Source organism: Microbispora cellulosiformans (assembly GCF_008728085.1).
Lineage (GTDB): Bacteria > Actinomycetota > Actinomycetes > Streptosporangiales > Streptosporangiaceae > Microbispora > Microbispora amethystogenes.
In genome coordinates, this window is sequence record NZ_VYTZ01000010.1 from 154,410 (window position 1) to 176,075 (window position 21,666).

16 protein-coding genes are annotated in these 21,666 nt (G+C 72.5%); 12 read left to right on the forward strand and 4 right to left on the reverse strand.

All coding sequences use genetic code 11. From position 1 onward, the window contains the following. Nucleotides 1-811: 811 nt before the first annotated feature. Nucleotides 812-1,750 (forward strand): ribonuclease Z, encoded by a 939-nt coding sequence (locus tag F5972_RS26500; protein ID WP_150936982.1) that lies wholly within the window; start codon nt 812-814, stop codon nt 1,748-1,750. Between the two features lie 4 nt (nt 1,751-1,754). On the opposite strand, the gene F5972_RS26505 is transcribed toward F5972_RS26500, so the two are convergent. After that, on the reverse strand, nt 1,755-2,462 hold the full coding sequence (locus tag F5972_RS26505; RefSeq protein ID WP_150936984.1) for a class III extradiol dioxygenase subunit B-like domain-containing protein: 708 nt from the start codon (nt 2,460-2,462) through the stop codon (nt 1,755-1,757). Nucleotides 2,463-2,503: 41 nt separating this feature from the next. Here F5972_RS26505 and F5972_RS26510 point away from each other — a divergent pair, with 41 nt between their 5' ends. From F5972_RS26510 to F5972_RS26550, 9 genes are all read left to right on the forward strand, one after another. Continuing rightward, entirely contained in the window at nt 2,504-3,037 is a 534-nt protein-coding gene (locus F5972_RS26510; protein ID WP_150936986.1) for a methylated-DNA--[protein]-cysteine S-methyltransferase, read from the forward strand. Between the two features lie 28 nt (nt 3,038-3,065). Beyond that, entirely contained in the window at nt 3,066-3,977 is a 912-nt protein-coding gene (miaA, locus tag F5972_RS26515; RefSeq protein WP_150936988.1) for a tRNA (adenosine(37)-N6)-dimethylallyltransferase MiaA, read from the forward strand. Nucleotides 3,978-3,986: 9 nt separating this feature from the next. Then, the gene (dapF, locus tag F5972_RS26520; RefSeq protein WP_150936990.1) at nt 3,987-4,799 is read left to right on the forward strand and encodes a diaminopimelate epimerase; all 813 of its coding nucleotides are present in this window, start codon (nt 3,987-3,989) and stop codon (nt 4,797-4,799) included. A gap of 87 nt (nt 4,800-4,886) precedes the next feature. Beyond that, complete coding sequence (locus F5972_RS26525) at nt 4,887-5,654, forward strand: SCO6745 family protein (RefSeq protein WP_150937003.1); 768 nt, start codon at nt 4,887-4,889, stop codon at nt 5,652-5,654. 53 nt (nt 5,655-5,707) lie between these two features. Next, nucleotides 5,708-8,023 (forward strand): tetratricopeptide repeat protein, encoded by a 2,316-nt coding sequence (locus tag F5972_RS26530; protein WP_225311883.1) that lies wholly within the window; start codon nt 5,708-5,710, stop codon nt 8,021-8,023. A 443-nt stretch (nt 8,024-8,466) separates the two neighbouring features. Next, nucleotides 8,467-9,537, forward strand: a complete 1,071-nt coding sequence (locus F5972_RS26535) for a quaternary amine ABC transporter ATP-binding protein (RefSeq protein ID WP_225311885.1) — start codon at nt 8,467-8,469, stop codon at nt 9,535-9,537. 2 nt (nt 9,538-9,539) lie between these two features. Beyond that, nucleotides 9,540-11,486, forward strand: a complete 1,947-nt coding sequence (locus F5972_RS26540) for an ABC transporter permease (RefSeq protein WP_150937007.1) — start codon at nt 9,540-9,542, stop codon at nt 11,484-11,486. Next, nucleotides 11,483-12,463 carry an ABC transporter substrate-binding protein gene (locus tag F5972_RS26545; RefSeq protein ID WP_150937008.1) on the forward strand — a complete coding sequence of 327 codons (981 nt, stop codon included), beginning with the start codon at nt 11,483-11,485 and terminating at the stop codon, nt 12,461-12,463. Before F5972_RS26540 ends, F5972_RS26545 begins: the two co-directional genes overlap by 4 nt. Before the next feature lie 185 nt (nt 12,464-12,648). After that, nucleotides 12,649-13,608: an ABC transporter substrate-binding protein gene (locus F5972_RS26550; protein WP_225311887.1), complete on the forward strand. Its 960-nt coding sequence runs from the start codon at nt 12,649-12,651 to the stop codon at nt 13,606-13,608. A gap of 647 nt (nt 13,609-14,255) precedes the next feature. Here the strand turns inward: F5972_RS26550 and F5972_RS26555 are convergent. Next, entirely contained in the window at nt 14,256-15,200 is a 945-nt protein-coding gene (locus F5972_RS26555; protein WP_150937012.1) for an SDR family NAD(P)-dependent oxidoreductase, read from the reverse strand. 102 nt (nt 15,201-15,302) lie between these two features. Here F5972_RS26555 and F5972_RS26560 point away from each other — a divergent pair, with 102 nt between their 5' ends. Together F5972_RS26560 and F5972_RS26565 are read left to right on the forward strand one after the other, a co-directional pair. Next, complete coding sequence (locus F5972_RS26560; protein WP_150937014.1) at nt 15,303-16,148, forward strand: helix-turn-helix transcriptional regulator; 846 nt, start codon at nt 15,303-15,305, stop codon at nt 16,146-16,148. Between the two features lie 186 nt (nt 16,149-16,334). Then, nucleotides 16,335-17,093 (forward strand): HNH endonuclease family protein, encoded by a 759-nt coding sequence (locus tag F5972_RS26565; RefSeq protein ID WP_225311889.1) that lies wholly within the window; start codon nt 16,335-16,337, stop codon nt 17,091-17,093. A gap of 97 nt (nt 17,094-17,190) precedes the next feature. On the opposite strand, the gene F5972_RS26570 is transcribed toward F5972_RS26565, so the two are convergent. Together F5972_RS26570 and F5972_RS26575 are read right to left on the reverse strand one after the other, a co-directional pair. Continuing rightward, a complete protein-coding gene (locus tag F5972_RS26570; protein ID WP_150937018.1) occupies nt 17,191-20,235 on the reverse strand; it encodes a DUF6493 family protein in 3,045 nt (1,014 codons plus the stop codon). Further along, nucleotides 20,232-21,608 carry an SWIM zinc finger family protein gene (locus tag F5972_RS26575; protein ID WP_150937020.1) on the reverse strand — a complete coding sequence of 459 codons (1,377 nt, stop codon included), beginning with the start codon at nt 21,606-21,608 and terminating at the stop codon, nt 20,232-20,234. The genes F5972_RS26570 and F5972_RS26575 overlap by 4 nt, the downstream gene beginning before the upstream one ends. Nucleotides 21,609-21,666: the final 58 nt, after the last annotated feature.

Here is a 21,666-nt window from a genome sequence, read left to right on the forward strand (position 1 = left end):
GCGCGTGACCGGCTCGGCGCCTTCGGGGGAAGCGGTGCGCGCGGATCGCCGCCGGTCGGTGTCCCTCGTCCCGGAACGGCTCGCCGAGCCGGTGGCGCTGTTCCCGGCGAGACGTGCGGACCACGCAGGCGGGCGGGAGGGGCCGGTCGCCCGGACAGCACGCCCGGGAGACCCCGGCCCGCCGGTCTCGTGACCCGGAGGCAGCGCCCCTCGCTCGGCCGCCGACCGCTCCCGCTCAGCCGTGCCGTCTCCGGCCGCCTCGTATCCCGCTTCCTCGGCCGAATCGCCGGATAGCTCCGGCGCGATGTTCGGAGCCGTTTTCGGCCGCTCCAGCGTTGCATCTTCCGAAATATCCGTAGACGCGGGTGATTGTGGATTTCCGGACTGTGAGAAGAATGGCCCGGCGCCGGGGATGCCCGGTGCCGCGGCGTCGAAGGACCCTTCTCGTCCGAAGCGCGGACCGGCGGTGGGTGAGTGGGCGGCGGAGGACGCCGCCAGGTCCTGACCGGGCATGACGGCCAGGACGACGCCGAGTCCGGCGATCGCGGTCACACCGATCGCGCCCGTCAGGGCGAGAACGGTGCTACTGCCGCGCCGATGCCGTGGGGTGGGGGAGTTTTCCGGCAAGGTCGTTTTCTTCCATGTGACAGTGTGTCGGTCTCGACCCTCATTTTGCCCGCCCCGTACGGAGTCCAGCACCGGTTCCCCCGATTTCCGGGAACTCCAGATATGCCGCTTCCAGCGGAATTCGATAAATATCCTCGTACGTCGGCCTGAACGAACTCCGAGCGCGGGACTTAGCATCGGCGGTGTGTCCGTACGTGAACTCGTCGTCCTCGGCACCTCCAGCGCCGTGCCCACGCGCCACCGCAATCACAACGGCTGTCTGCTGCGCTGGGACGGCGAGGGGTTCCTGTTCGACCCGGGGGAGGGCACGCAGCGGCAGATGCTGCACGCCGGGGTGAGCGCCCACGACGTCACGTGGATCTGCGTCACCCACTTCCACGGAGACCACTGCCTGGGAGTCCCGGGCGTCGTCCAGCGGATCGCCAGAGACAAGGTGACCCACGAGGTGCGGGCGGCCTATCCCGCGAGCGGCGAGACGTACTGGCGCAGGCTGCGCAACGCGTCGGCCTTCGCGGACACGGACGTGATCACTCCCCGGCCGGTCTCCGGGGAGCTGACGCGGTGGCCGGCGGGGCCGGTGACGCTGACCGCGCGCCCGCTGTCGCACCCCGTCCAGTCGTACGGCTACCGCGTGGACGAGCCCGGCGGGCGCCGCATGCTGCCCGGCGAGCTGGAACGGCGGGGCGTGCGCGGGCCGATGATCGGAGAGCTCCAGCGGCGCGGCTCGCTGACCCTCCCCGACGGGTCGGTGGTCACGCTGGAGGACTGCAGCGCGCCCCGGCCGGGGCAGAGCGCCGCCTTCGTGATGGACACCCGCCTCTGCGACGGCGCGTTCGCCCTGGCCGAGGGGGTCGACCTGCTGGTGATCGAGTCGACGTTCCTGTCCGGTGAGAGCGCGATGGCCGCGCAGTACGGGCACCTGACGGCGGCGCAGGCCGGGCGGATCGCGGCGGCCGGCGGGGTGCGGAGCCTGGTGCTCACCCATTTCTCCGAGCGGTACACGACGGCCGACGAGCCCAGGTTCGTGGACGAGGTGCGCAAGGCCTACTCGGGCGAGGTGGTGACGGCCCGCGATCTGATGCGGGTGCCCGTGCCGAAGCGGAGCGCCGAGGCGGGCGGCTGACCGCTCACCAGAGCCAGCGCGCCACGAAATACCCCACGCCGTACGGCGCCTCGTCGCGCAGCAGTTCGGCGGCGGGCGGCGGCGCGCCCTCCGCCGCCCCGCCCAGGACCTGGAAGGCGGCCCGGCCGGCCACCTGCAACTCCGCGGCCCGGGCCGGGTCCAGCGCCAGGAGCGCGCCGGAGTCACCGGACGCGAGCGCCGCGGCGATCATGTCGTCGTACGGCACGGCGTCCGGATGCACGTAGCCGGGCGACTTCTCCGTGCGCCGGGCCGAGCCGTCCCCCATGACCAGCAGCGCCACCCGATCCGCCGAGCCGGCCAGCCGGCGGCCCAGCGCGGCGCACCCGGCCGCCGGCGCGTCGGCGGCGACCGCCTCGAACCGCAGAGGGAACCGCACTTCGGGGACGCCGGCGGAGTGTTCCAGCAGCCAGCGGCCGATCGTGAGCGACAGCGGCAGCACCGGCTCCCCGCCCGCCGGGCCGACCCTGACGTCGGGCCCCCACGGGCGCAGCGACCCGGCGGCGTCGCCGGGAAAGGACGCCGGGGAGCCGTCGCCGCCGGTCACCACGAGCACGCCGGGACCGGCGTCGGCGAGCGACCGCACCGCCTCGGCGCAGGCCGCGCGCAAAAGATCGAGCTCGGCCGCGGCGGCCCCGGCGACCTGCGGGACGAGCAGCGGAGGATGCGGGCAGACGGCCGCGGCGACCAGCACCCGATCACCCTACCGGCCTCGCCGGGCCGCAGAATGGACATATGGACAGCAGCACGGTGGCCTTCGCGACCGTCCCGACCCGGCTGGGCGACGTGCTCGCCGCCGTCACCGCGGACGGGGTCGCCGCCACGCACTTCCGCGACGGCGACCGGGTCAGGGCGCGCATCGCCGCCCGCCTCGGCATGCCCGCCGCCGACGACCCGGTCCGTACGGCCGCCGTCCGCGAGGAGCTGGCCGCGTACTTCCGGGGCGAGCTGAAGGAGTTCCGCGCTCCGGTCGACTGGCGGCTCATGTCGCCCCTCCAGCGGCAGGTCCTCGGCACCCTGCACGCCACCGTCCCGTACGGCGAGGTGGTGACGTACGGCGAACTGGCGGCGCGCAGCGGCACGGGGGTCCCGGCCCGGGCCATCGGCTCGATCATGGGCGGCAACGCGATCCCGATCATCGTGCCGTGCCACCGGGTGGTGGCGAGCAACGGCCTCGGCGGGTTCAGCGGCGGCGACGGCGTCGAGTCCAAGCGGTGGCTGCTGACCCTCGAAGGCCATCTGCCGCCCACCCTCGACTGGGACCTGTGACCTCCCCGTCCCTGGGACACTGGAGGGTGTGGGGCAGCTACCTGTGATCGCCGTCGTGGGCGCGACCGCGGCGGGCAAGTCCGACCTGGCCGTCGAGCTCGCGCTCCGCCTGGGCGGTGAAGTGATCAACACCGACTCCATGCAGCTCTACGAGGGTATGGACATCGGCACCGCGAAGCTGTCGCTCCAGGAGCGGCGTGGGGTGCCGCACCACCTGCTGGACATCTGGCCGGTGACCCGGACGGCCAGCGTGGCCGAATACCAGCGGCTCGCCCGGCCGCTGGTCGAGGACCTGCGCTCACGCGGCAGGGCGCCCGTCCTGGCGGGCGGTTCCGGGCTCTACGTGCGGGCCGTCCTCGACGACCTGGAGTTCCCCGGCACGGACCCCGACGCGCGGGACCGCCTGGAGAAGGAACTCGCCGAGACCGGCCCGGCGCCTCTCTACGACCGGCTGAAGAGCCTCGACCCGGTGGCCGCCGAGAACATCCTGCCGAGCAACGGCCGCAGGATCGTCCGCGCGCTGGAGGTCATCGAGCTGTCCGGGCGGCCGTTCTCCGCGACCATGCCGTCGTACGACGCGGTCTACGACAGCGTGCAGATCGGCGTCGAGGTGCCGCGGCCGGTCCTGGACGAGCGGATCGAGCTCCGGGTCGCCCGCATGTGGGAGGCCGGGCTGGTGGACGAGGTGCGCGCGCTCGCCGGGCGCGGCCTGGCCGAGGGCAGGACGGCCGGGCGGGCGCTCGGCTACGCGCAGGTGCTGCGGTTCCTCGCCGGGGAGTGGACCGAGGAGCAGGCGCGGGCGGAGACGGTGCGCGCCACCCGCCGGTTCGCCCGGCGGCAGGAGTCGTGGTTCCGCCGCGATCCGCGGGTGGTCTGGCTGCCGTTCGACGCGCCCGATCTGGCCGACCGCGCGATCACCGTGATCACCGGCACTCCCTAGACTGCTGCCATGCGGTTTCTGAAGGGGCACGGCACCGAGAACGACTTCGTCATCCTGCCGGACCCGGACGCCCGGCTCGACCTGGCCGCCCCGCAGGTCGCGGCGCTGTGTCACCGGCGCACGGGCATCGGGGCCGACGGCGTGCTGCGCGTCGTCCGCGCCAAGCTGTGCCCGGAGGCGGCCGAGCAGTCCGGCGAGGCCGAGTGGTTCATGGACTACCGCAACGCCGACGGCAGCCTCGCCGAGATGTGCGGCAACGGCCTCCGGGTCTTCGCCCGCTATCTGGTGGACGCGGGGCTCGCGGCGCCCGGCGAGTTCGCCGTCGCCACGCGCGGGGGAGTCAAGCGCGTACGACTCGGTGTGTCGGGCGACGTCTCGATCGACATGGGCAGGCCGCGGGTGCTGGGGGAGAGCCGCACGGTCGTGAACGGGCGCGAATATCGCGGCGTCAACGTGAACATGGGCAACCCCCACCTGGCGTGCCTGGTCGAGGAGCCGGTGGCCGGGTTCGACCTCGGCCGGGAGCCCGAGTTCGACCGGGAGGTCTACCCGGAGGGCGTCAACGTCGAGATCTTCAACGCCGTGGGCGGCCGTACGGTGTCGATGCGTGTGCACGAGCGGGGGTCGGGGGAGACGCGCTCGTGCGGCACCGGCGCCGTCGCGACGGCCGTCGCCGCCGCCCGCGCGGCCGGCGAGACGACCGGCACCTGGGAGGTCCGGGTGCTCGGCGGCACGGTGACCGTCACGCTCACTGAGGACACGAGCCACCTGGCCGGTCCCGCCGTCCTCGTGGCCTCGGGCGAGTGGCCCGCCGTCCTCTGACCGTCGTCCTCTGATCGGCCCGGACGCTTGCGGAACCTTGTTCTGATCCTTCACTCTGAGTCTCACATCTGGACCTAGGAGGGGTGGATGGATCCGCGTGACGCGGTGGTGTCGACGAAGGCGGCGATCGGGAGTCTCGGCGGAGGCTTCATGCTCTCCCGGGAGGTCAAGGCGCTGTGCGAGCGCCACGGCCTCGGCGGCCGTGAGATGTACTTCCGGGGCAGGTGCGGGGTCCTCGGCGAGGTGGACGCGGACGTCGTGGTCGCCGCGGTCGTCTTCTTCCACCCCGGGCACGTCCGCGAGTCGTGGGAGGGCGGGCGCAAGATCCCGGCCGAGGAGGCCGCCGCGCTCTACGCCTCCGCCTGCCACGACTGGGGACGGCGCAGGCTCGCCGGGCTGCGGGACGCCGACCGGCTGTCGGAGCTGCTCGCCGTCGTCGCCGACCGGTCCGACCCCTTCTGCGCGCCGCTGTTCGCGGGGTGGCGGGCCATGCCCCGCCCGGACGGCGGGCCGGCCCTGACGGCCCACCTGCTCCACGTCGTACGGGAACTGCGCGGCGCTCTCCACGCGGTGGCCGTGGTGAGCTGCGGCGTCGGCCCGCTGGAGGCCACGCTCGTCGCGGGAGACGGCGCCGGGGCGCCCGTCTCGTTCGACCGCACGTCCGACTTCGCCAGGTTCCTCGCGTGGCCCGAGCCGTACCCGCAGCCCTCGCCCGAGGCGGTGGAGCGCAGGGCCAGGGCGGAGGAGCTCACCGACGACCTGCTCGCCCGTGCCTTCTCCGTGCTCGGCCCGGCGGAGCTGGCCGAGCTCACGGCGCTGCTCGGGCAGGCGTCCGAGGTGGCCCTCGCCCGCTGAGAGGGAACCCGAGCACGGGCGCGTGCCGTTCGGGTCGGCGTGCTGTTTGGGTCATGGTCGGCGACCTGGCAGACTGGCTGCCCATGGACGTGGACATCTGGGCCTGGGTCGGCGGCACCCAGCGTGAACTGCACGAGGCGGGCAACACGGGGCTCGCCATGGCGCTGGGCGACGTGCCCGCGCAGGCGCTCGAGGGCCGTTTCGCCCAGCTGGACGTCGTGGCGCCGGCCATCACACAGCACGCCGAGTCCCTTGAGAAGCCGTGGCTGGAGCTCTTCGCCCGCTACTGGCACCTGCTGGGGCGGGTGGGCGACCGCGCCATGGGCGCCGTCGCGCTCGACGACGCCGCCGCGCTGGCGGAGTTCGCGGAGCGGGGAGACGTCAGCGAGTGCCCCGCCGCCTCCGGCGGCGTGGAGATCCTGGCTGTGACCCAGGCCAACACCGACGGTCCCGGCTACGCGGCCACCCGGCTGAGCTCGCTCGGCGCCGCACTCGACGGCGTGGGTCCCGACTCGCTCGCCTTCTCCGGCCTGGCCACGCAGTACGTCCTGGCGCTCATCGACGCCGGCCAGGCGGCCGAGGGCGTGGCGTACGCGGAGGCGGCCGTCGAGCGGCTGCGCGGGGCCGGGCGCGAGGCGAGCTGGGAGCTGGGCGCCGCCTCGGCGCGGGCGCTGCTCGCCGCCGGGCGTCCCGGCGACGCGCTGACCGCGCTGGACGCCTCGACCGGCTTCAAGCCCGACGACCCGGTCGCGAAGGGCCGCCGTGAGGCCCTGCTCCGGTCGCTGGTGCTGGCCACGCTCGACCGCACGCAGGAGGCCGTGGAGGCCCTGCCCGACCTCGACGTGGTGGGGGACCACCCGCGCGAGTGGGTCGAGTGGGCGCACACCGTCCGCATGCTGGTCGCGAACGGCGGCTCGATCGCCAACAGCTGGCAGCTCGGCCGCATCCTGCGCCAGTGGATGACGTACTTCGAGACGATGGGCGGTCACCGCGCCCGCTTCGAGCTCGCCCTCACCGCCGGGCACCTGGCCGTCGCCCGGCAGGGCCTGTGGCAGGCCCGCCTGCTCGCGGACGAGGCGGAGGCGGCCCTCGCCGGCCTCCGCGCGACCGAGGGCCTGGCGGACCGGGTGGCCGAGCTGCGCGCCGCGGCCGACGCGGCCAAGGAGGCGCCGGCGCCCGGCCCGCGCGACGAGCTGGTGGCCTACTTCGACGCCGCCGACGGCAGCTCGGCCGACCCCGAGCGCTGGGTGGGCTGGTTGTGGCCGCTGTCGGGCACCGACCTGGAGGCCACCCGCCGGCACACCACCACCCTCGGGTTCCTCGGTTACCCCGGGGTGGGCGCCGACATCTACTGGAAGGCGCTCGCCGAGGACGCCGACCCGGCCGCCGCGGGCGAGGAGGACCTCGCCTACCTCACCGGCCTGCTGATCGAGGCCCGTCAGGACGAGCGGGTGGAGAGCCTCGCGGCCCGCCTGCCGGAGACCGCCTCCCACCTCGCGCTCGCCCGCCTGCACCGCGCGCGTGAGCGGTGGGAGCAGACGGCGGCCGAGGCGGAGCTGGCGGTCGCCAACGGTGGCGGGCTGGAGGCGCGCCGCCTGTGGTCGGGCGCCGTCCAGCAGCTCGGCGAGAACGGCAAGGCGGCCGAGATCCTCAAGCCGCTGCTGGAGACGGGCGAGGCCGAGGAGGAGGACGTCTGGCGGGTCATCGTCATGTCCACCGCCGTGGAGGACTGGGCGACCGTACGGGCCGCCGCGACCGGGCTCGGCATGCCGATCGAGCAGGGTGAGGGGCCGATCGAGGAGGAGTGGCACCTCGTCCGGGTGATCCTCCCCGCCCCCGACGGCAGCCAGCGTGAGGTCCTCGCCGTACGGACCGGCCCGGCCACCGCCCGCCTCGCGATCCCGCAGCCGCGCGGCATGGAGTACAACGCGGGCGACGTGGTCGTGATCGACCCCCGGCCGCTGGAGCCGATCCCGGAGGGCGAGGAGGAGCGGGAGAGCTTCGTGATCCCCTTCGCCGGGGTGACGATGCTGCGTCCCGGCGGCTACACGAGCTGGTTCTTCGACGGCGCCGCGCCGTCGGAGGACGAGTGGACCGAGTTCAACGAGGTCCTGGCCGAGCGCGGCTGGCCGATGTGGGTCTACAGCGACGAGAACTACCGCGTCACCCACCCCGCCAGCGGCGAGCAGCTTCCCGGCGTGTTCGGCTGGATCGCGATCCCGCCCGCCGTACGGCCCGCGGATCTGGACGCCGTCCTGGACGACGTCACCGAGCAGTGGTCCCACCCGCTGGCCTGGCTCGACCTCGCACGCGAGGTCGGCATCGAGGCCGAGCGGCACGAGCGGATCTCCAAGGAGTACGGCCTCTGACGGGAGGCCGGGGCGCCACCGGTGCGCCGTCGGTGCGCCGTCCCGCCGGGACGGCCGCACCCGCGGCGCACCGCCGCGCTTTCAACCCCGTACCTTCATCGGCGTGGCCGGGTCCTCATCCCGTGCCGTCGTGCTTTCACCGCCCGCTGCCATGTCTTCACCGCCCGGAACGTCCGGTGATTGTAAAGATCACCGGACGGTCACGATATGGCGAGCAGAAGGCGTTTTTCCCCATAAGTGGGGCGTTTGGGGCCTAGCCTCAGTCCTGTTGTCAAACAGGATCCGTGTTGCGAGTTGCGCAACGCCTGTGCGTGTGCCCTGAGGAGTCGTTGGCCCCCCGCTCTTCATCCACGGCGTGCGAGCGGCAGCCTCCGCGCCGTGCTGTGGCGTTTCCGGGCGTCCACGCCGCCTCGCGGGCGACCGCGAAGTGAGGGGAAATCACAGTGGGCACAGCCGCGATCGAGGTTCGCGGGCTCTGGAAGATCTTCGGTCCCAAGGCCGGCAGGATCATCGGCAGCCCCGACGCCGATCTTGAGCCCGCGCAGCTGCGGGCGAAGACGGGCTGCACCGCCGCCGTCAGGGACGTCAGCTTCCAGGTGCGGCCGGGCGAGGTCTTCGTCGTCATGGGCCTGTCGGGCAGCGGCAAGTCGACGCTCGTGCGCTGCCTCACCCGGCTGATCGAGCCGACGGCGGGCGAACTGCTGATCGACGGCCAGGACGTGTGCGCCATGTCGGCCAGGCAACTGCGGGATCTGCGCCGCCACCGGGTGAGCATGGTCTTCCAGCACTTCGGGCTCCTCCCGCACCGCAGGGTCGTGGACAACGTCGCGTACGGCCTGGAGATCCAGGGCATGGGGAAGGCCGAGCGGCACGAGAAGGCCGGGCGGATCCTCTCGCTGGTCGGGCTGGAGGGCCACGAGGACTCCTATCCCGAGCAGCTGTCCGGCGGGATGCAGCAGCGGGTCGGCCTGGCCCGCGCGCTGGCCGTCGACCCGGAGGTGCTGCTGTTCGACGAGCCGTTCAGCGCGCTCGACCCGCTGATCCGGCGCGACATGCAGGCGGAGGTCATCCGGCTGCACCGCGAGGTCGGCAAGACCATGGTCTTCATCACCCACGACCTGTCCGAGGCCCTGAAGCTGGGCGAGCGCATCGCGATCATGCGGGCCGGCGCGATCGTTCAGGTCGGCACCCCCGAGGAGCTGGTGGGGGCGCCCGCGGACGACTACGTGGCCGACTTCGTGCGGGACGTCCCCCGCTCCCAGGTGCTGTCGCTGCGCTGGATCTGCCGGGACCCGGAGCCGGGCGAGCCGCTCGACGGTCCCGAGCTTCCCGCCGGCACCGTCATCCACGACGCGGTTCCGGCCGCGATGGGATCGGACCGGCCGATCCGCGTCGTCGACGGCGGCGAACTGGTCGGTGTGGTGAGCCGGGTCGACATCCTCGGCGCGGTGCGGCCCAGGACCGAGGCCCCGCCGGTCCCGCCGGTCTCCGCGGGCGTGAGCGGGGAGGCGTAGTGGTGAGCGCACCCGTGCGGACGGCGTCGCCCTCCGCGCCGCCCGTGCCCGGCCCGGCGCGGACCCGGCGCCTCGTGCGATGGGCCGTGCCCGCCGCGGGAGTGGTCGCGGTGGTGGCGCTCTACGCGGCCTTCCGCGGCACGGCCGTGCTGCCGCACGACGACGACGCCGCCCTGTTCCACTGGCTCAACGACGCCCGCGACTGGGTGGACGCCAACCGCAACACCAGCCCGATCTTCCTGTACGTCGTCAACTACATCCGGCTGGGTGTGGCGGAGCTCTACACGCTGGTCCAGGTCGGGCTGGTCGCGCTGGGCTGGCCCGGGCTCATCGGCCTCGCCGCCGGTCTCGGCTGGCTGGCCGGCGGGTGGCGGATCGCGCTCGTCGCGGCGGCCGGCTTCGCCGGCGTCGGCGTGCTCGGCTTCTGGGAGGCGAGCGTCGACACGCTCGCGCTGACGCTGTCGGCGGTGACGCTCTCGCTGCTGATCGGCATCCCCCTGGGGATCTGGGCCGGCCGCTCGGCCCGCGTCCGCCGGATCGTCACCCCGGTGCTCGACGTGATGCAGATCATGCCGACCTTCTCGTACCTGTCGCCGATCCTGCTGCTGTTCCTGATCGGCCCGGCGTCCGCGACGATCGCCACGATGATCTACGCGATGCCGCCGGCGATCAGGATCACCGCGCTGGCCGTCCAGCGGGTGCCCGGAGTGACGGTCGAGGCCTCGGAGTCGCTCGGCGCGACCGGACTGCAGACGCTGCTGAAGGTGCGCCTGCCGCTGGCGCTGAACACGATCATGCTGGGCGTCAACCAGACGATCGCCGCGGCGCTGTCGATGGTGCCGCTCGTCGCGCTGATCGCCGCGCCCGGGCTGGGCGTCGACCTGATCCGGGCGCTCGCGCGGGTCAACGTGGGCGCCGCACTGGTGCCCGGCGTCGCGATCGTGCTGATCGCCATCGTGCTCGACCGGGTCACCAGGTCGGCGGCGCGGCGCCGCGAGGGCGGGCGCCGGGCGAGGGCCGTCCGCTGGGGCGGGTTCGCCGTCCTGACCGCCGCCGGGATCGCCCTGACCCCGGCGCTCGCGACGGAGTTCCCCGAGCAGTGGCAGGTGCAGGTAGTCCGGCCCATCAACGACGTGGTCGACTGGATCGAGGGGCACTGGTACGTCTTCACCGGCTTCCTCAACGACACGGTGGCGTACGGGCTGCTCAACCCGTTGCAGGACGTGCTGACCAGCGCTCCCTGGTGGCTGGTCACAGCGGCGGTGCTGGCGTTCGCCTGGCGGGTGAGCGGTCCCGCGGCCGGTCTGGTCGCCGCCGCCTGCCTGGTGGGCGTCGCCGCGCTGCACCTGTGGGAGCACGGCATGGAGACGCTGACGATCGTGCTGGTCGCCTCGCTGATCACGATCGCGGTGGGGCTCGCGCTCGGCGTGGCGGCGGCGCGATCCCGGTGGTTCGCCGCCGTGCTGCGGCCCGTCCTCGACGCCGCGCAGACGATGCCGTCGTTCTCCTACCTGCTGCCGGCCGTGGCGCTTTTCAGCAATGGCCGCTTCACCGCGATCGTGGCCTCGCTCATCTACGCGGTGCCGGTGGTCGCCCGCCTCGTCGAGGACGGCCTGCGGGCGGTGCCCGCCACCGTGATCGAGGCGGCCAGGTCGGCGGGCTCCACCGACCGGCAGGTGCTGTGGAAGGTCCAGCTGCCGATGGCCCGCAACTCGCTGCTGCTCGCGGCGAACCAGGGCATCGTCATGACGCTGGCGATGGTGGTGATCGGTGCGCTCGTCGGCGCGGGCGCCCTCGGATACGACGTCGTGGCCGGAATCGCCCAGCAGGAGGACTACGGCAAAGGCTTCGCCGCCGGCGTCGCCCTGGTCCTCCTCGGCGTGATGCTCGACCGGATCACGCAAGGCGCCAATGGGCGCCGCTCTCCCCACAAGAAGAGGAACGCATGAAGAAGCTACGCCTGATCGCAGGGGTCCTCGCTCTCGGCCTCGCCGCGACCGCCTGCGGAGGCGCCAAGGTAGAGGACGACTCGAACGCCGCCCCGAGTGCGAGCGCGGCGGGCTCGGCGGCCGCGTCCGCGGCCGGCACCGTCAAGATCGCCATCAACCCCTGGGTGGGTTACGAGGCCGACGCCGCCGTGCTGGCGTACCTGATGGAGCACGAGCTCGGCTACAAGGTCGAGAAGGTGACGCTCGCCGAGGAGCCGTCCTGGCAGGGCATGGAGTCGGGTGACGTCGACGTCGTCATCGAGAACTGGGGTCACGAGGACCTCAAGAAGAAGTACATCGAGGAGAAGAAGGTCGCCGTCGAGGCGGGCAGCACCGGCAACAAGGGTGTCATCGGCTGGTACGTGCCGGAGTGGATGGCGCGGAAGTACCCCGACATCACCGACTACAAGAACCTGAACAAGTACGCCGACCTGTTCAAGACCTCGGAGTCGGGCGGCAAGGGCCAGCTTCTCGACGGCGACCCCTCCTACGTCACCAACGACGAGGCGCTGGTCAAGAACCTCAAGCTCGACTACAAGGTCGTGTACGCCGGCAGCGAGGCCGCACTGATCAAGGCCGCCAAGCAGGCGACCGACCAGAAGAAGCCCCTGCTCATGTACTTCTACGAGCCGCAGTGGCTGTTCAACCAGGTCAAGCTCGTCAAGATCAACCTCCCGGCCTGGGAGGAGGGCTGCGACAGCGACCCGAAGAAGGTCGCCTGCGACTACCCGCCGTACGACCTCGACAAGATCGTGAGCAAGAAGTTCGCCGACACCGGCGGCAAGGCGTACGACCTCGTCAAGAACTTCCAGTGGACGAACGACGACCAGAACTCGGTCGCCGACGACATGACCAACAACGGCATGTCCGCCGAGGACGCGGCCAAGAAGTGGGTCGAGGCCAACGCGGCCAAGTGGCAGGCCTGGATGCCCAAGTGACCTGACGGTCTGAGCACCCGAGGGTCGCCTCCCGCGCCCCGTCCGGACGGGGCGCGGGACGTTCCTCATCGGCCGTGATCTGCGGAGATCGCGGACCGTCCGGCCCGTTGTGGAATACTCTCCCGGTGTCGCCGCGGCCCCACCGCCCGCGGTCGCCGCCCGTACGACATCAGATGAGGTCAGATATGAGGATCCGTCTCCTTACCGGCGTGCTGTCGCTCGCGCTGGTCATGACCGCCTGCAGCGGCGGGAGTTCGAGTGGGAGTTCGGACGCCGCCGGAGCGGGAGCGGCGGGCGGCTCGAAGACGGTGAGGATGGCGATCAACCCCTGGATCGGCTATGAGGCCAGCGCGGCGGTCGTCGACTACCTCCTGGAGCACGAGCTCGGCTACAAGGTGGAGAAGATCGAGAGCGGCGAGGCGGACTCCTGGAAGGGCTTCGAGAAGGGCACGGTCGACGTGGTCCTCGAGAACTGGGCCCATCCTGAGCTGAAGAAGGAGTTCATCGAGCAGAAGAAGGTCGCCGTCACCGCGGGGGAGAACGGCAACAAGGGCGTCATCGGGTGGTACGTCCCCGAGTGGATGGTCAAGAAATATCCGGACATCACCGACTGGCACAACCTGGTCAAGTACAAGGACCTGTTCAAGACCGACAAGAGCGGCAACCTGGGGCAGTACCTGGCCGGTGACAAGTCCTTCGTGACCAACGACGAGGCGCTGATCAGGAACCTGCACCTGCCGTACAAGGTGGTCTACTCCGGCAGTGAGGACGCGCTGATCGCGGCGGCCCGCAAGGCCACCGAGAACGAGACCCCGCTGCTCATGTACTTCTACGAGCCCCAGTGGCTGTTCAACCAGCTCAAGCTCGTCAAGATCAACCTTCCGCCGTACGCGATCGGGTGCGACGCCGACGTCAAGACGGTCAAGTGCGACTACCCGCCGTACCTGCTGGACAAGATCGTCAGCGTGAAGTTCGCCAAGAGCGGCGGCAAGGCGTACGAGCTGATCAAGAACTTCGTCTGGACCAACGACGACCAGAACGCCGTCGCCTTCGACATGGCGGAGAACAAGATGAGCGCCGAGAACGCCGCCCGGAAGTGGGTCGAGGCCAACAAGATCGTCTGGCAGGACTGGATCCCGGCCTGATCCTCACAACGGTCTGACCGAAGGGCGCGGCGCGATGCCGCGCCCTTCGTCGTTCCGCTCGCCGCTCCCCCGCTCCCGAGCGGCTTCGCGCATTCGCCGAGGCAGCCGACGCCGGCCGCCCCATCCCGTTGCCCTGACCGGAGCTACGGACCCCGCGGGACGAGCGCGAGGCGTTCACTCGACCTAACCTCGGTCACCCATGGTTCCCCCTCTGATCGGTTGCCGTCTTTCGGGTCTGTGGGTCCTGATCTCGTGTCGAGTGAACGGTTCGAAAAGGTGCCCTTTCCTGCTGACTTGCTCAGCGGTTGATCATGCTTCGGCCTTTCGGCGTGATCTTCTCGCTGGTCGTCTCCTCGTCTCGTCTCAGCGCGGGGCCCCGGCCTTACGCGTGCAGGCGCGCGCGAGACGTTGAGACGTAGAGACGAGCTGCAGGCGACGGAACTTCTTTCGGCAACGTGGAAGCGGCCCGCGCCCCCGACAGGGGAGCGGGCCGGCCTTGATCTCGTAGAGAAATTTGCATTCGATCATGAGAGCGGGCCATTCCCGTGTCCCGGGAGATGCTTGACACTCCGGTCCCAAGACATGGGTGACAGCTGTTCCTGGGGTCCTCAACCCCGTGCTCCTCGCGCACTCGCGCCCGCGCCTCGTCAACCCTGAACGATCTCGCCCGCCTGTTCCAGCAACTCTGTGGTCGCCTCCCACAGGCGCCGCTCCCGGTCGCGATCGTGAGCGACTGGCCGTACCTCGGTCAGCTTGGTTTTCACCACGAACGCGCCCCCGCGCAGGTGCGCCCACTCGTCGTCGAGGGTTATCGCGGCCAGCAGCGGCCCCGAGCGTCGCGGCTTCGACACGCCGGGTACCCGGCCCAGGGCGCGGCTCGTCGCCTGAAACGCCTGGGGGGCGCCACGGCCCAGCGCGGTGCCGGGCATCCAGCCCGGTTCGAACACCGACACGTTGATCCCGGCGCCGACGCGACGCTGCAGCTCATGGGCGTAGTACAGGATCGCCAGCTTGGCGTTGGAGTAGGCGAGACCGGATGCGGCCAGGCCCGAGGCCCGCTCACCGGTGGCCGGGCGGGCGAGCTCGACGGGATCGGCCCACTGGGCCTCGGGCACGCGGAGCAGCTTGCGCCAGAAGTTGGCGTGATAGGTGTTCGAGCCGAGCAGCACGATCCGCGCCGGCGCGGTGAACGAACCGAGCAGGTCGCCGATGAGTTGGGCGTGGGCGAGGTAGTTGACGGCGAAGGTCAGCTCGTAGCCGTCGGACGAGGCCCGCCGGGTGTCGCTCGACATGGTTCCGGCGTTGGCGACCAGCGCGCGCAGCGGTCGTACGACGCCGGTGGCGAGCAGCTCCCGCACGGTGGCCGCGGCAGCACGGACGTCGGCCAGGCGCGACAGGTCGCAGCCGATCTCGCGGACGTTGGCGCCGCGCGCACGGGCCTCACCGGCGACCGCCGTCAGGTCCCGCCCGGCGCGGCCCATCAGCAGCAGGTCAGGTCGCCGCCCCTCCGGGCGGCCGGCCATGGCCAGCGCGGCGTGACGGCCCAGGTTGCGGGTCGGGCCGGTGATCAGAACGGTTCCGGGTTCGGTCATGGTGCCAGCCTGCGGGACCGATCGGGCCGTAGGCAGCCGTCCGGTTTTCGTAGGACTGCCAGGGCCAGGACAACCCGTGCGGATGCCCGCAGAATGCAAGGTGTGGAAACGTGGGAGTTCGGCCGGACGGTGCGCCGCTGGCGCGACCGGGTGGCGCCCGAGGCCGTGGGCGTGCGGGTGGGCCGCCGGCGGCGGGCCAGCGGGTTGCGCCGCGAGGAACTGGCCGCGCTCGCCGGCATCTCGGCCGACTACCTGACCCGCTTGGAGCAGGGGCGCGCGACCGCGCCGTCGGCGCAGGTCGTGGAATCGCTGGCCCGAGCGCTGCGCCTGCCCGACGCCGAACGCGACCTGCTCTACCGGCTGGCCGGGCATGCCGCGCCCGGCCCGGACATCGTGCCGTCGCGCCTCGCCCCGAGCGTGCAGCGCCTGCTCGACCGGCTGTCGCACACCCCGGTCGTCGTGTACGACGCCAGCTGGACCCTCGTGCTGGCCAACGAGCCCTACGACGCGCTCATGGGCGAGACGACCAGCTGGCGCGGCCTGGAACGCAACGCCGTCTGGCGCAACGTCGCACGCCTGCCCTCGCGGGTGGTGCACACCCCGCAGGAGCAGGCCGTGCACGAAGCGCGGCTCGTGGCCGACCTGCGCCTGACGGCCTCGCGCTACCCCGCCGACCGTACCCTGCGACGTTTGATCACCGACCTGGCCTCCGGCAGCCCGCGCTTCGCCGAACTCTGGGACGCCCCGGCCCCGCCGCCCTCGACCGACACGTCCCGGCGGAAGACCGTCGACCACCCGGCGGCCGGCCCGATCACCCTCGACTGCGACACGCTGTTCGTCGCCCTGGACGACCTGCGCATCACCGTCTACACCGCCGAGCCCGGCACCGAGGACGCCGACCGCCTGGCCCTCGCCATCGTCCTGGGCACCCAGTCACTACAGCTTTGACCGACGCTGCCGCCTGATCGCACTGAATGCCAATGAGGCCCTCTGCTGCCGTCGCACGGCCCCGGCCGCCCGTGTAGATCGCCAAGCGCGCCTCCTTTGCCAGCTTTTTACGCTTTGCTATACCTAGGTGGGATATTCCAGATATTTCTTTACTTAGGGGTAGCTTTGAGCGGGCGAGGTACCCGATTGATCGCCGCTACCGCGGCGGCGCTGGCGTTGCTGACGGGATGCGGGCGGATAGGCGATCTCGCCGCGGAGCCCGCGGGCCAGAACGGCGGCGGCCAGAACGGCGGAAGCGGCGGATCGGGCGAGGACCGTGGCGTCAACCCGCTCGACAACCCCGACGGCACCGGCCCCGGGCTGATGGCCCTCACCGCGGACAAGGACCGGGCGAAGGCCCGCGACCTCATCGGCAAGGTGGCGACGAAGGGCCGCGGCGCGAAGACCGGCTACGACCGGGAGAAGTTCGGCTACGCCTGGGCCGACAACGTGGACGGCATCCCCTGGGGGCGCAACGGCTGCGACACCCGCAACGACATGCTCAAGCGGGACGGCGAGAACATCGAGTACCGCGGCGGGTCGAACTGCGTCATCGTCACCATGAAGCTGTACGACCCGTACACCGGCAAGAAGATCGACTGGAGCAAGTCGGAGGCCTCGAAGGTCCAGATCGACCACGTCATGCCCCTGTCGTACGACTGGCAGATGGGCGCGTCGCGGTGGAGCGAGAGCAAGCGCAAGCAGATCGCCAACGACCCGCTCAACCTCATGCCCGTGGACGGCTCCACCAACGGCTCGAAGGGCGACTCCGGCCCGGCCACCTGGCTGCCGCCCCGCCGCGACATCCGCTGCTCCTACGCCGTGCGGTTCGCCCAGGTCGCCCTCAAGTACGACCTCCCGGTGACCTCCGCCGACAAGGACGCGATGCTGGAGCAGTGCAAGTGATCCGCCCGGATCACCGGTAGACGACAGCGCCCGCGGCCAGGGGTCACGGCACCTCCTCGCGTTCGCCCGGCGTACGCGGCGAGCGCGGTGTCTCGCGTCACCCGGCGAGCAGGTCACACAGGCGCGCGCACTCGCGGGCGAAGCGGCTTCCCCGGCTCGCCCGGCCGGTGGCGGCATGCGCCGACACGGCCGGGATCTCGCCGCGGGCGCCCACCCAGGCGGCCACGTCGGCCGCGAGTGTCACCGCCTCGGTGTGCGTGACGTTCGGCCGCCCTCCGGCGGACGGCAGCAGATCCGGCAGCAGAGTCCGTACGATCTCCCACACCTGCTCGTGCGCTCCCTGATGCGCGGCCTCCCGCAGGGATGCCAGCACCGGCCGGGTCTCGAACCAGGTGCGGCGGATCAGCAGTGCGAGCTGACGGCCGATCGCCCCGGCGGGCAGGTCTCCCCGGCTCGCCATCCGCAGCAGCACCGGAACAGGGTCCGGCCGGCGCTCGGCCAGGAAGTAGGCCAGGATGAGCGCGGTCGCCTCCCCGAGCGGGCCGTCGGCGTCGGCCACGGCCTCCAGGTACGCCGGATAGACCCCCGGCTGGTTCCACTGGTAGAGCAGGTGGGGTAGATAGTGGACCGAGACGACCTCACGGTGCGACGGCAGGATCGACGGCCACCAGCCCATCACGTGGCCGTGATCCTCCCACCGCCACTTCGGCGGCGCGCTCAGCAGTTCGTCGATGAGGTGGTGCCCGGTCGGCTCCGCCAGCAGCACCGGCACCAGCCGCACCTGCCCGACGTGCCCCGGGTCGCGCTCCTCGAACAGGTGCTCGTGCCCGCCATCGAGGTAACCCCACTTCACCCCCGCCTCCGGATCGGGCAGGCCGCCCCGGGCGAGCCAGGCGGCGACGGCCGGCGCCGCCTGTGATCGCACGCGCCCGGCGCGTTCGGCGGCGAGGGGGTGCGCTCCCCTCGGCAGCCGCAGCAACGCCTGCTGCAGGTCGGCCGGCAGCGGTTCCGCGCCCGCGGCGGCGCACAGCTCCAGCCGGTCCACCAGCACGCCGGGGTCGAGGTGCCCGGTCATCACCGTCGGCGTCGCCAGCAGGACCGGTGGCAACGTCCCTTCTCTCAGCGCCCGGTAGATCTCGCTGAGCCGGTGCAGCAGGAACATGTGCGGCGGGGAGACCTGCCGGGGTTCCGGCAGCCGGTTCCGCCGGCGGAACTCCACCGCGGGGTCCGGTTCCTCCGGCTCGCCGAACAGCGGCCGGAAGCCCGAGTACATGATGCCCACCTGGAAGCCGGGCTCGCCGGGGTGCGGGGGAAGCGCGGGCAGGCCGTCGCGCATCGCCGTCACCCGATCGGCGGAGACCCCGATCTCAAGCATCTGGCGGAAGATCTCCTCCCGGACGTGCTCCGGCAGGTCGCCGAAGGCCGGGCCGGGCGCGGCCCCCTCTTCCACGCCGTCTTCGTCTTCCGGCCCGGCCTCGTCCACCAGCCCGGGTTCGTCTTCCGGCCCGGACTCGGGGTCGTCGGCATCCTCGGGCGGCACGGCTGTGACGCGCACGGAGAAGCTCGACCCCGCCCAGGGATCGACGGGCTCGGGATCGGGCACGCCGGGATCCGTACCGGGAGCGATCACCTCCTTCGCCAGGGCGGCGACCCAGGCGCCCGGATCGAGCCAGCGCTCCGTGTCGTACAGATAGGGAAAGAAGTTCTGGAAGACGGGGGTGAGCCTCCCGCGCAGGGCCGCGCGGTCCCGGCCCACCCGCTCGACGAAACCGGCGAGCCACTGCTCGCACGCCACCCACCCGTGGAGATCCCCCGTGGTCTGATCCACCGTCGGTGCGGGGAACGGGCCCGGTTCGGGGAGGACGGGCAGCGGCGCGGGAGCGAACGGCTCAGGCGTTCCCTCGGCCGTGACCTCGCCTCCGAACACGGCGGCGAGCTCCCGGCCGAGGTCGGCCGGCAGCAGCGGGACCGCGCCGGCGATCAGCTTGGCGTCCGCGCCCAGCGCGGTGGCGTGCCTGAGCGCGATCCGCACGGCTCGCCGCCGTACGTCGTCGGAAGCGTGAGCGAACGCCGTGGCAAGCGCGGGAGCCAGCTCCCCGGCGCGTGCGGGCCGCTGCCGGACCTCCTGGTCCAGCCGGCTCAGGCCGGCGCGGGCCAGCTTCGCCTCCGGCCTGAAGGTCAGCGCCTCGATCGCCTCCCGCACGTCGGCATCGTCGTGGGGGCCGGTGCGGCTGATCTGGGTCAGGGCCAGCTCGGCGACCGGGCCGGGGGCGGCGGGGAGCAGCCGCAGGTAGTCCCGGGCCCGTTCGGCCGCCTCCTGTGGCACCGGGTCGATCAGTTCGTGCAGGCGCACGAAGAAGCGCAGGTCCGCGGCGTCGCCCCCGCGCAGGAACCGGCTCACGCAGCCGTCCAGGAGCTCGGCCCGCGACACGCGCCCGGCACCCAGGAGCCGCCGGATCAGGGAGAGCCACGCGGTGGGTGACGGCGTGAGCCGTTCCTCACGCAGGGCGCGGCCCGCGCCCTCGGCCTCGAAGATCCGCGGCAACAGCGCGCCGAGCAGCGGATCGCCGTCCAGCGCCGGGCCGGTCAGCCACGCGACCACGAGCGGATCGTGCGACGGCGGCGTCACACCCGAGGCCCGCAGCAGCGCGAGCACCAGCGGGGCGACCCGGTCGTCGTTCGCCCTGCGGATCTTCCCGGCGAGCCGGCCCGCCACGTCGGCCTGCCACTCGGCCGGCCGAGTCACCAGCACGCGGACCACTTCGGCCGGGTCCGGAGCCGGACCCCACTCGGGGTAGAGCTCGCGGCGGGTCAGCCAGGCCGCCGCGGCGGCGGGCCCGGAGATCGTCCCCGCCCCCGCGATCCGCAGGGGCGCGCCGAACTCGGCGAGGCCGTTCCGCACGGTCCGGCGGCGCTCCCAGGCGAGCCACGCGTCGTCGAAGCCGTTCAGGGCGTCGCGGTCGTCGGCCTCCTGGCTCTCCCGGGCTATCTCCGTTGCGGTGTCCCGCATCTCCTTGAGGAAGCCCGGCAGCCGTCCCGCCACCTCGGCACACTCGGCCTCGGTGAGGGTGATCACACGGTCGGCCAGCTTCTTCGTCTCACGCGCGGTGACGAGATCGCGCACCTCCTGCCAGGCGCTCATCGGGCCGTCTCCGCGCCGGTCTCCATGCCGGTCACCACCGCGGACGGCGCGGGCGTGGACCTCGCGACGATCCTGGCCGCGAGCACGTGCTTGCACGGGCCGCGCGAGCCGCGGTGGTCCCACCACCAGGGACAGGTGCACGAGCCGTCGGCCAGGCCGACCTCCCGCACCCCGCCGTCGGTCCGTACGCGGGCCGTGTCGCCCGCGATCTCCACGGCGCCCGCCTCGGCCAGCAGCCGCGCGGCCGTCAGCCGGGGGTTGAGGTGCTGCACGTGCTCCCTGTCGTAGGGCAGCTCGCGGTGGAAGTGCGCCGCCTCGTTCAGGTCGTAGCCGACCCGCCCGGCCGTGCCGAGCTGGGTCAGGGCGGCTCGCACGCGCGTGGTGGACAGCCCGGCGCGGTCGGCGAGCAGGCCGATCTCCACCTCGGGTTCGAAGTTGAGCAGCATGCCCACCACGTCGGCGTCGGCCTCGGCCTCGTCGGTGGCGAGGTCGGCCAGCACCGCGCCCTCGCTGGAGAAGCCGCGCCAGCGCTCGGGGGACAGGACCAGCGTGTAACGCATTCCGGGCAGCTCCAGCTCCCACGCGCTCGACGCCGGGCCGCCGGGCGCGGCCGGGCCGTAGACCTTGAGGCTTCTGACGAAGCGGAGCAGGGGCAGCAGCGTCGCCAGGCGGCCCACGCCGGACAGGCACACCGCTCCCGGGCCGGGCCGGTCGGTGACGCGCAGGTCGCGGCCCGCGGGAGCGACCCACAGGTCGGCCGCCGCCCGCTTGGGCAGGGACCGCAGGAACCGCACCGCGCTCATCCCGGGCAGCTCGGCCCGCAGGTCCATGCGCGCCGCGATCACCTGCACCTCGGCGAACCCCCGCAGCCACCGCTCGGGCAGCGGCACCTTCTTCTCCACCACCGCGCCGTCGAGCGTGGTCACGGTGAGCTCGTCCGCGCCGACCCCGAGGTGGAGCGGGTCGCGCGCGCCCACCCGGGCCAGCGCCTCCCGCAGCGGGCCGTTGACGTCGACGTTGGTCGTCCCCCGGTCGAACACCTCGCCGTCGAGGGCGCCGCCCAGCAGGTCGAGCCGGGCGTACACGCCGCCGCAGGCGGAGAACGACTCGAAGCGCAGCCGGTCGCCGCCGCAGGTGACGACCGGGTCGCGCGTCCATCCGGGGCGCGGCTGGTGATAGCGGGTGAGGGCCACGTCGGCCACGCCAAGCAGGGCCGCCGCCGCGGGCGCCGCCTGGGTCACCACCCCGCTGAAGAACCTCGGCGCGACGGCGGGGCCGCGGAGGGCCCTGCCACCGGACGTCGACAGCCCGAGACGTCCGTCCACCAGCATCGAAGGCGCGGCGTAGCTGTACGCCTGCGTCGCGTTTGTCATGTGCCGGAGGCTAGAGATCACCACCGACAATTCGCGCCCGCGGCGCCCAAGAAGCCCG

Excerpts from the sequence above, each read along its gene's own strand:
- F5972_RS26510 (WP_150936986.1), top strand. The coding sequence starts at position 2,504 with ATGGACAGCAGCACGGTGGCCTTCGCGACCGTCCCGACCCGGCTGGGC.
- dapF (WP_150936990.1), top strand. The coding sequence starts at position 3,987 with ATGCGGTTTCTGAAGGGGCACGGCACCGAGAACGACTTCGTCATCCTG.
- F5972_RS26525 (WP_150937003.1), top strand. The coding sequence starts at position 4,887 with ATGGATCCGCGTGACGCGGTGGTGTCGACGAAGGCGGCGATCGGGAGT.
- F5972_RS26530 (WP_225311883.1), top strand. The coding sequence starts at position 5,708 with ATGGTCGGCGACCTGGCAGACTGGCTGCCCATGGACGTGGACATCTGG.
- F5972_RS26545 (WP_150937008.1), top strand. The coding sequence starts at position 11,483 with ATGAAGAAGCTACGCCTGATCGCAGGGGTCCTCGCTCTCGGCCTCGCC.
- F5972_RS26550 (WP_225311887.1), top strand. The coding sequence starts at position 12,649 with ATGAGGATCCGTCTCCTTACCGGCGTGCTGTCGCTCGCGCTGGTCATG.
- F5972_RS26555 (WP_150937012.1), bottom strand. The coding sequence starts at position 15,200 with ATGACCGAACCCGGAACCGTTCTGATCACCGGCCCGACCCGCAACCTG.
- F5972_RS26570 (WP_150937018.1), bottom strand. The coding sequence starts at position 20,235 with ATGAGCGCCTGGCAGGAGGTGCGCGATCTCGTCACCGCGCGTGAGACG.
- F5972_RS26575 (WP_150937020.1), bottom strand. The coding sequence starts at position 21,608 with ATGACAAACGCGACGCAGGCGTACAGCTACGCCGCGCCTTCGATGCTG.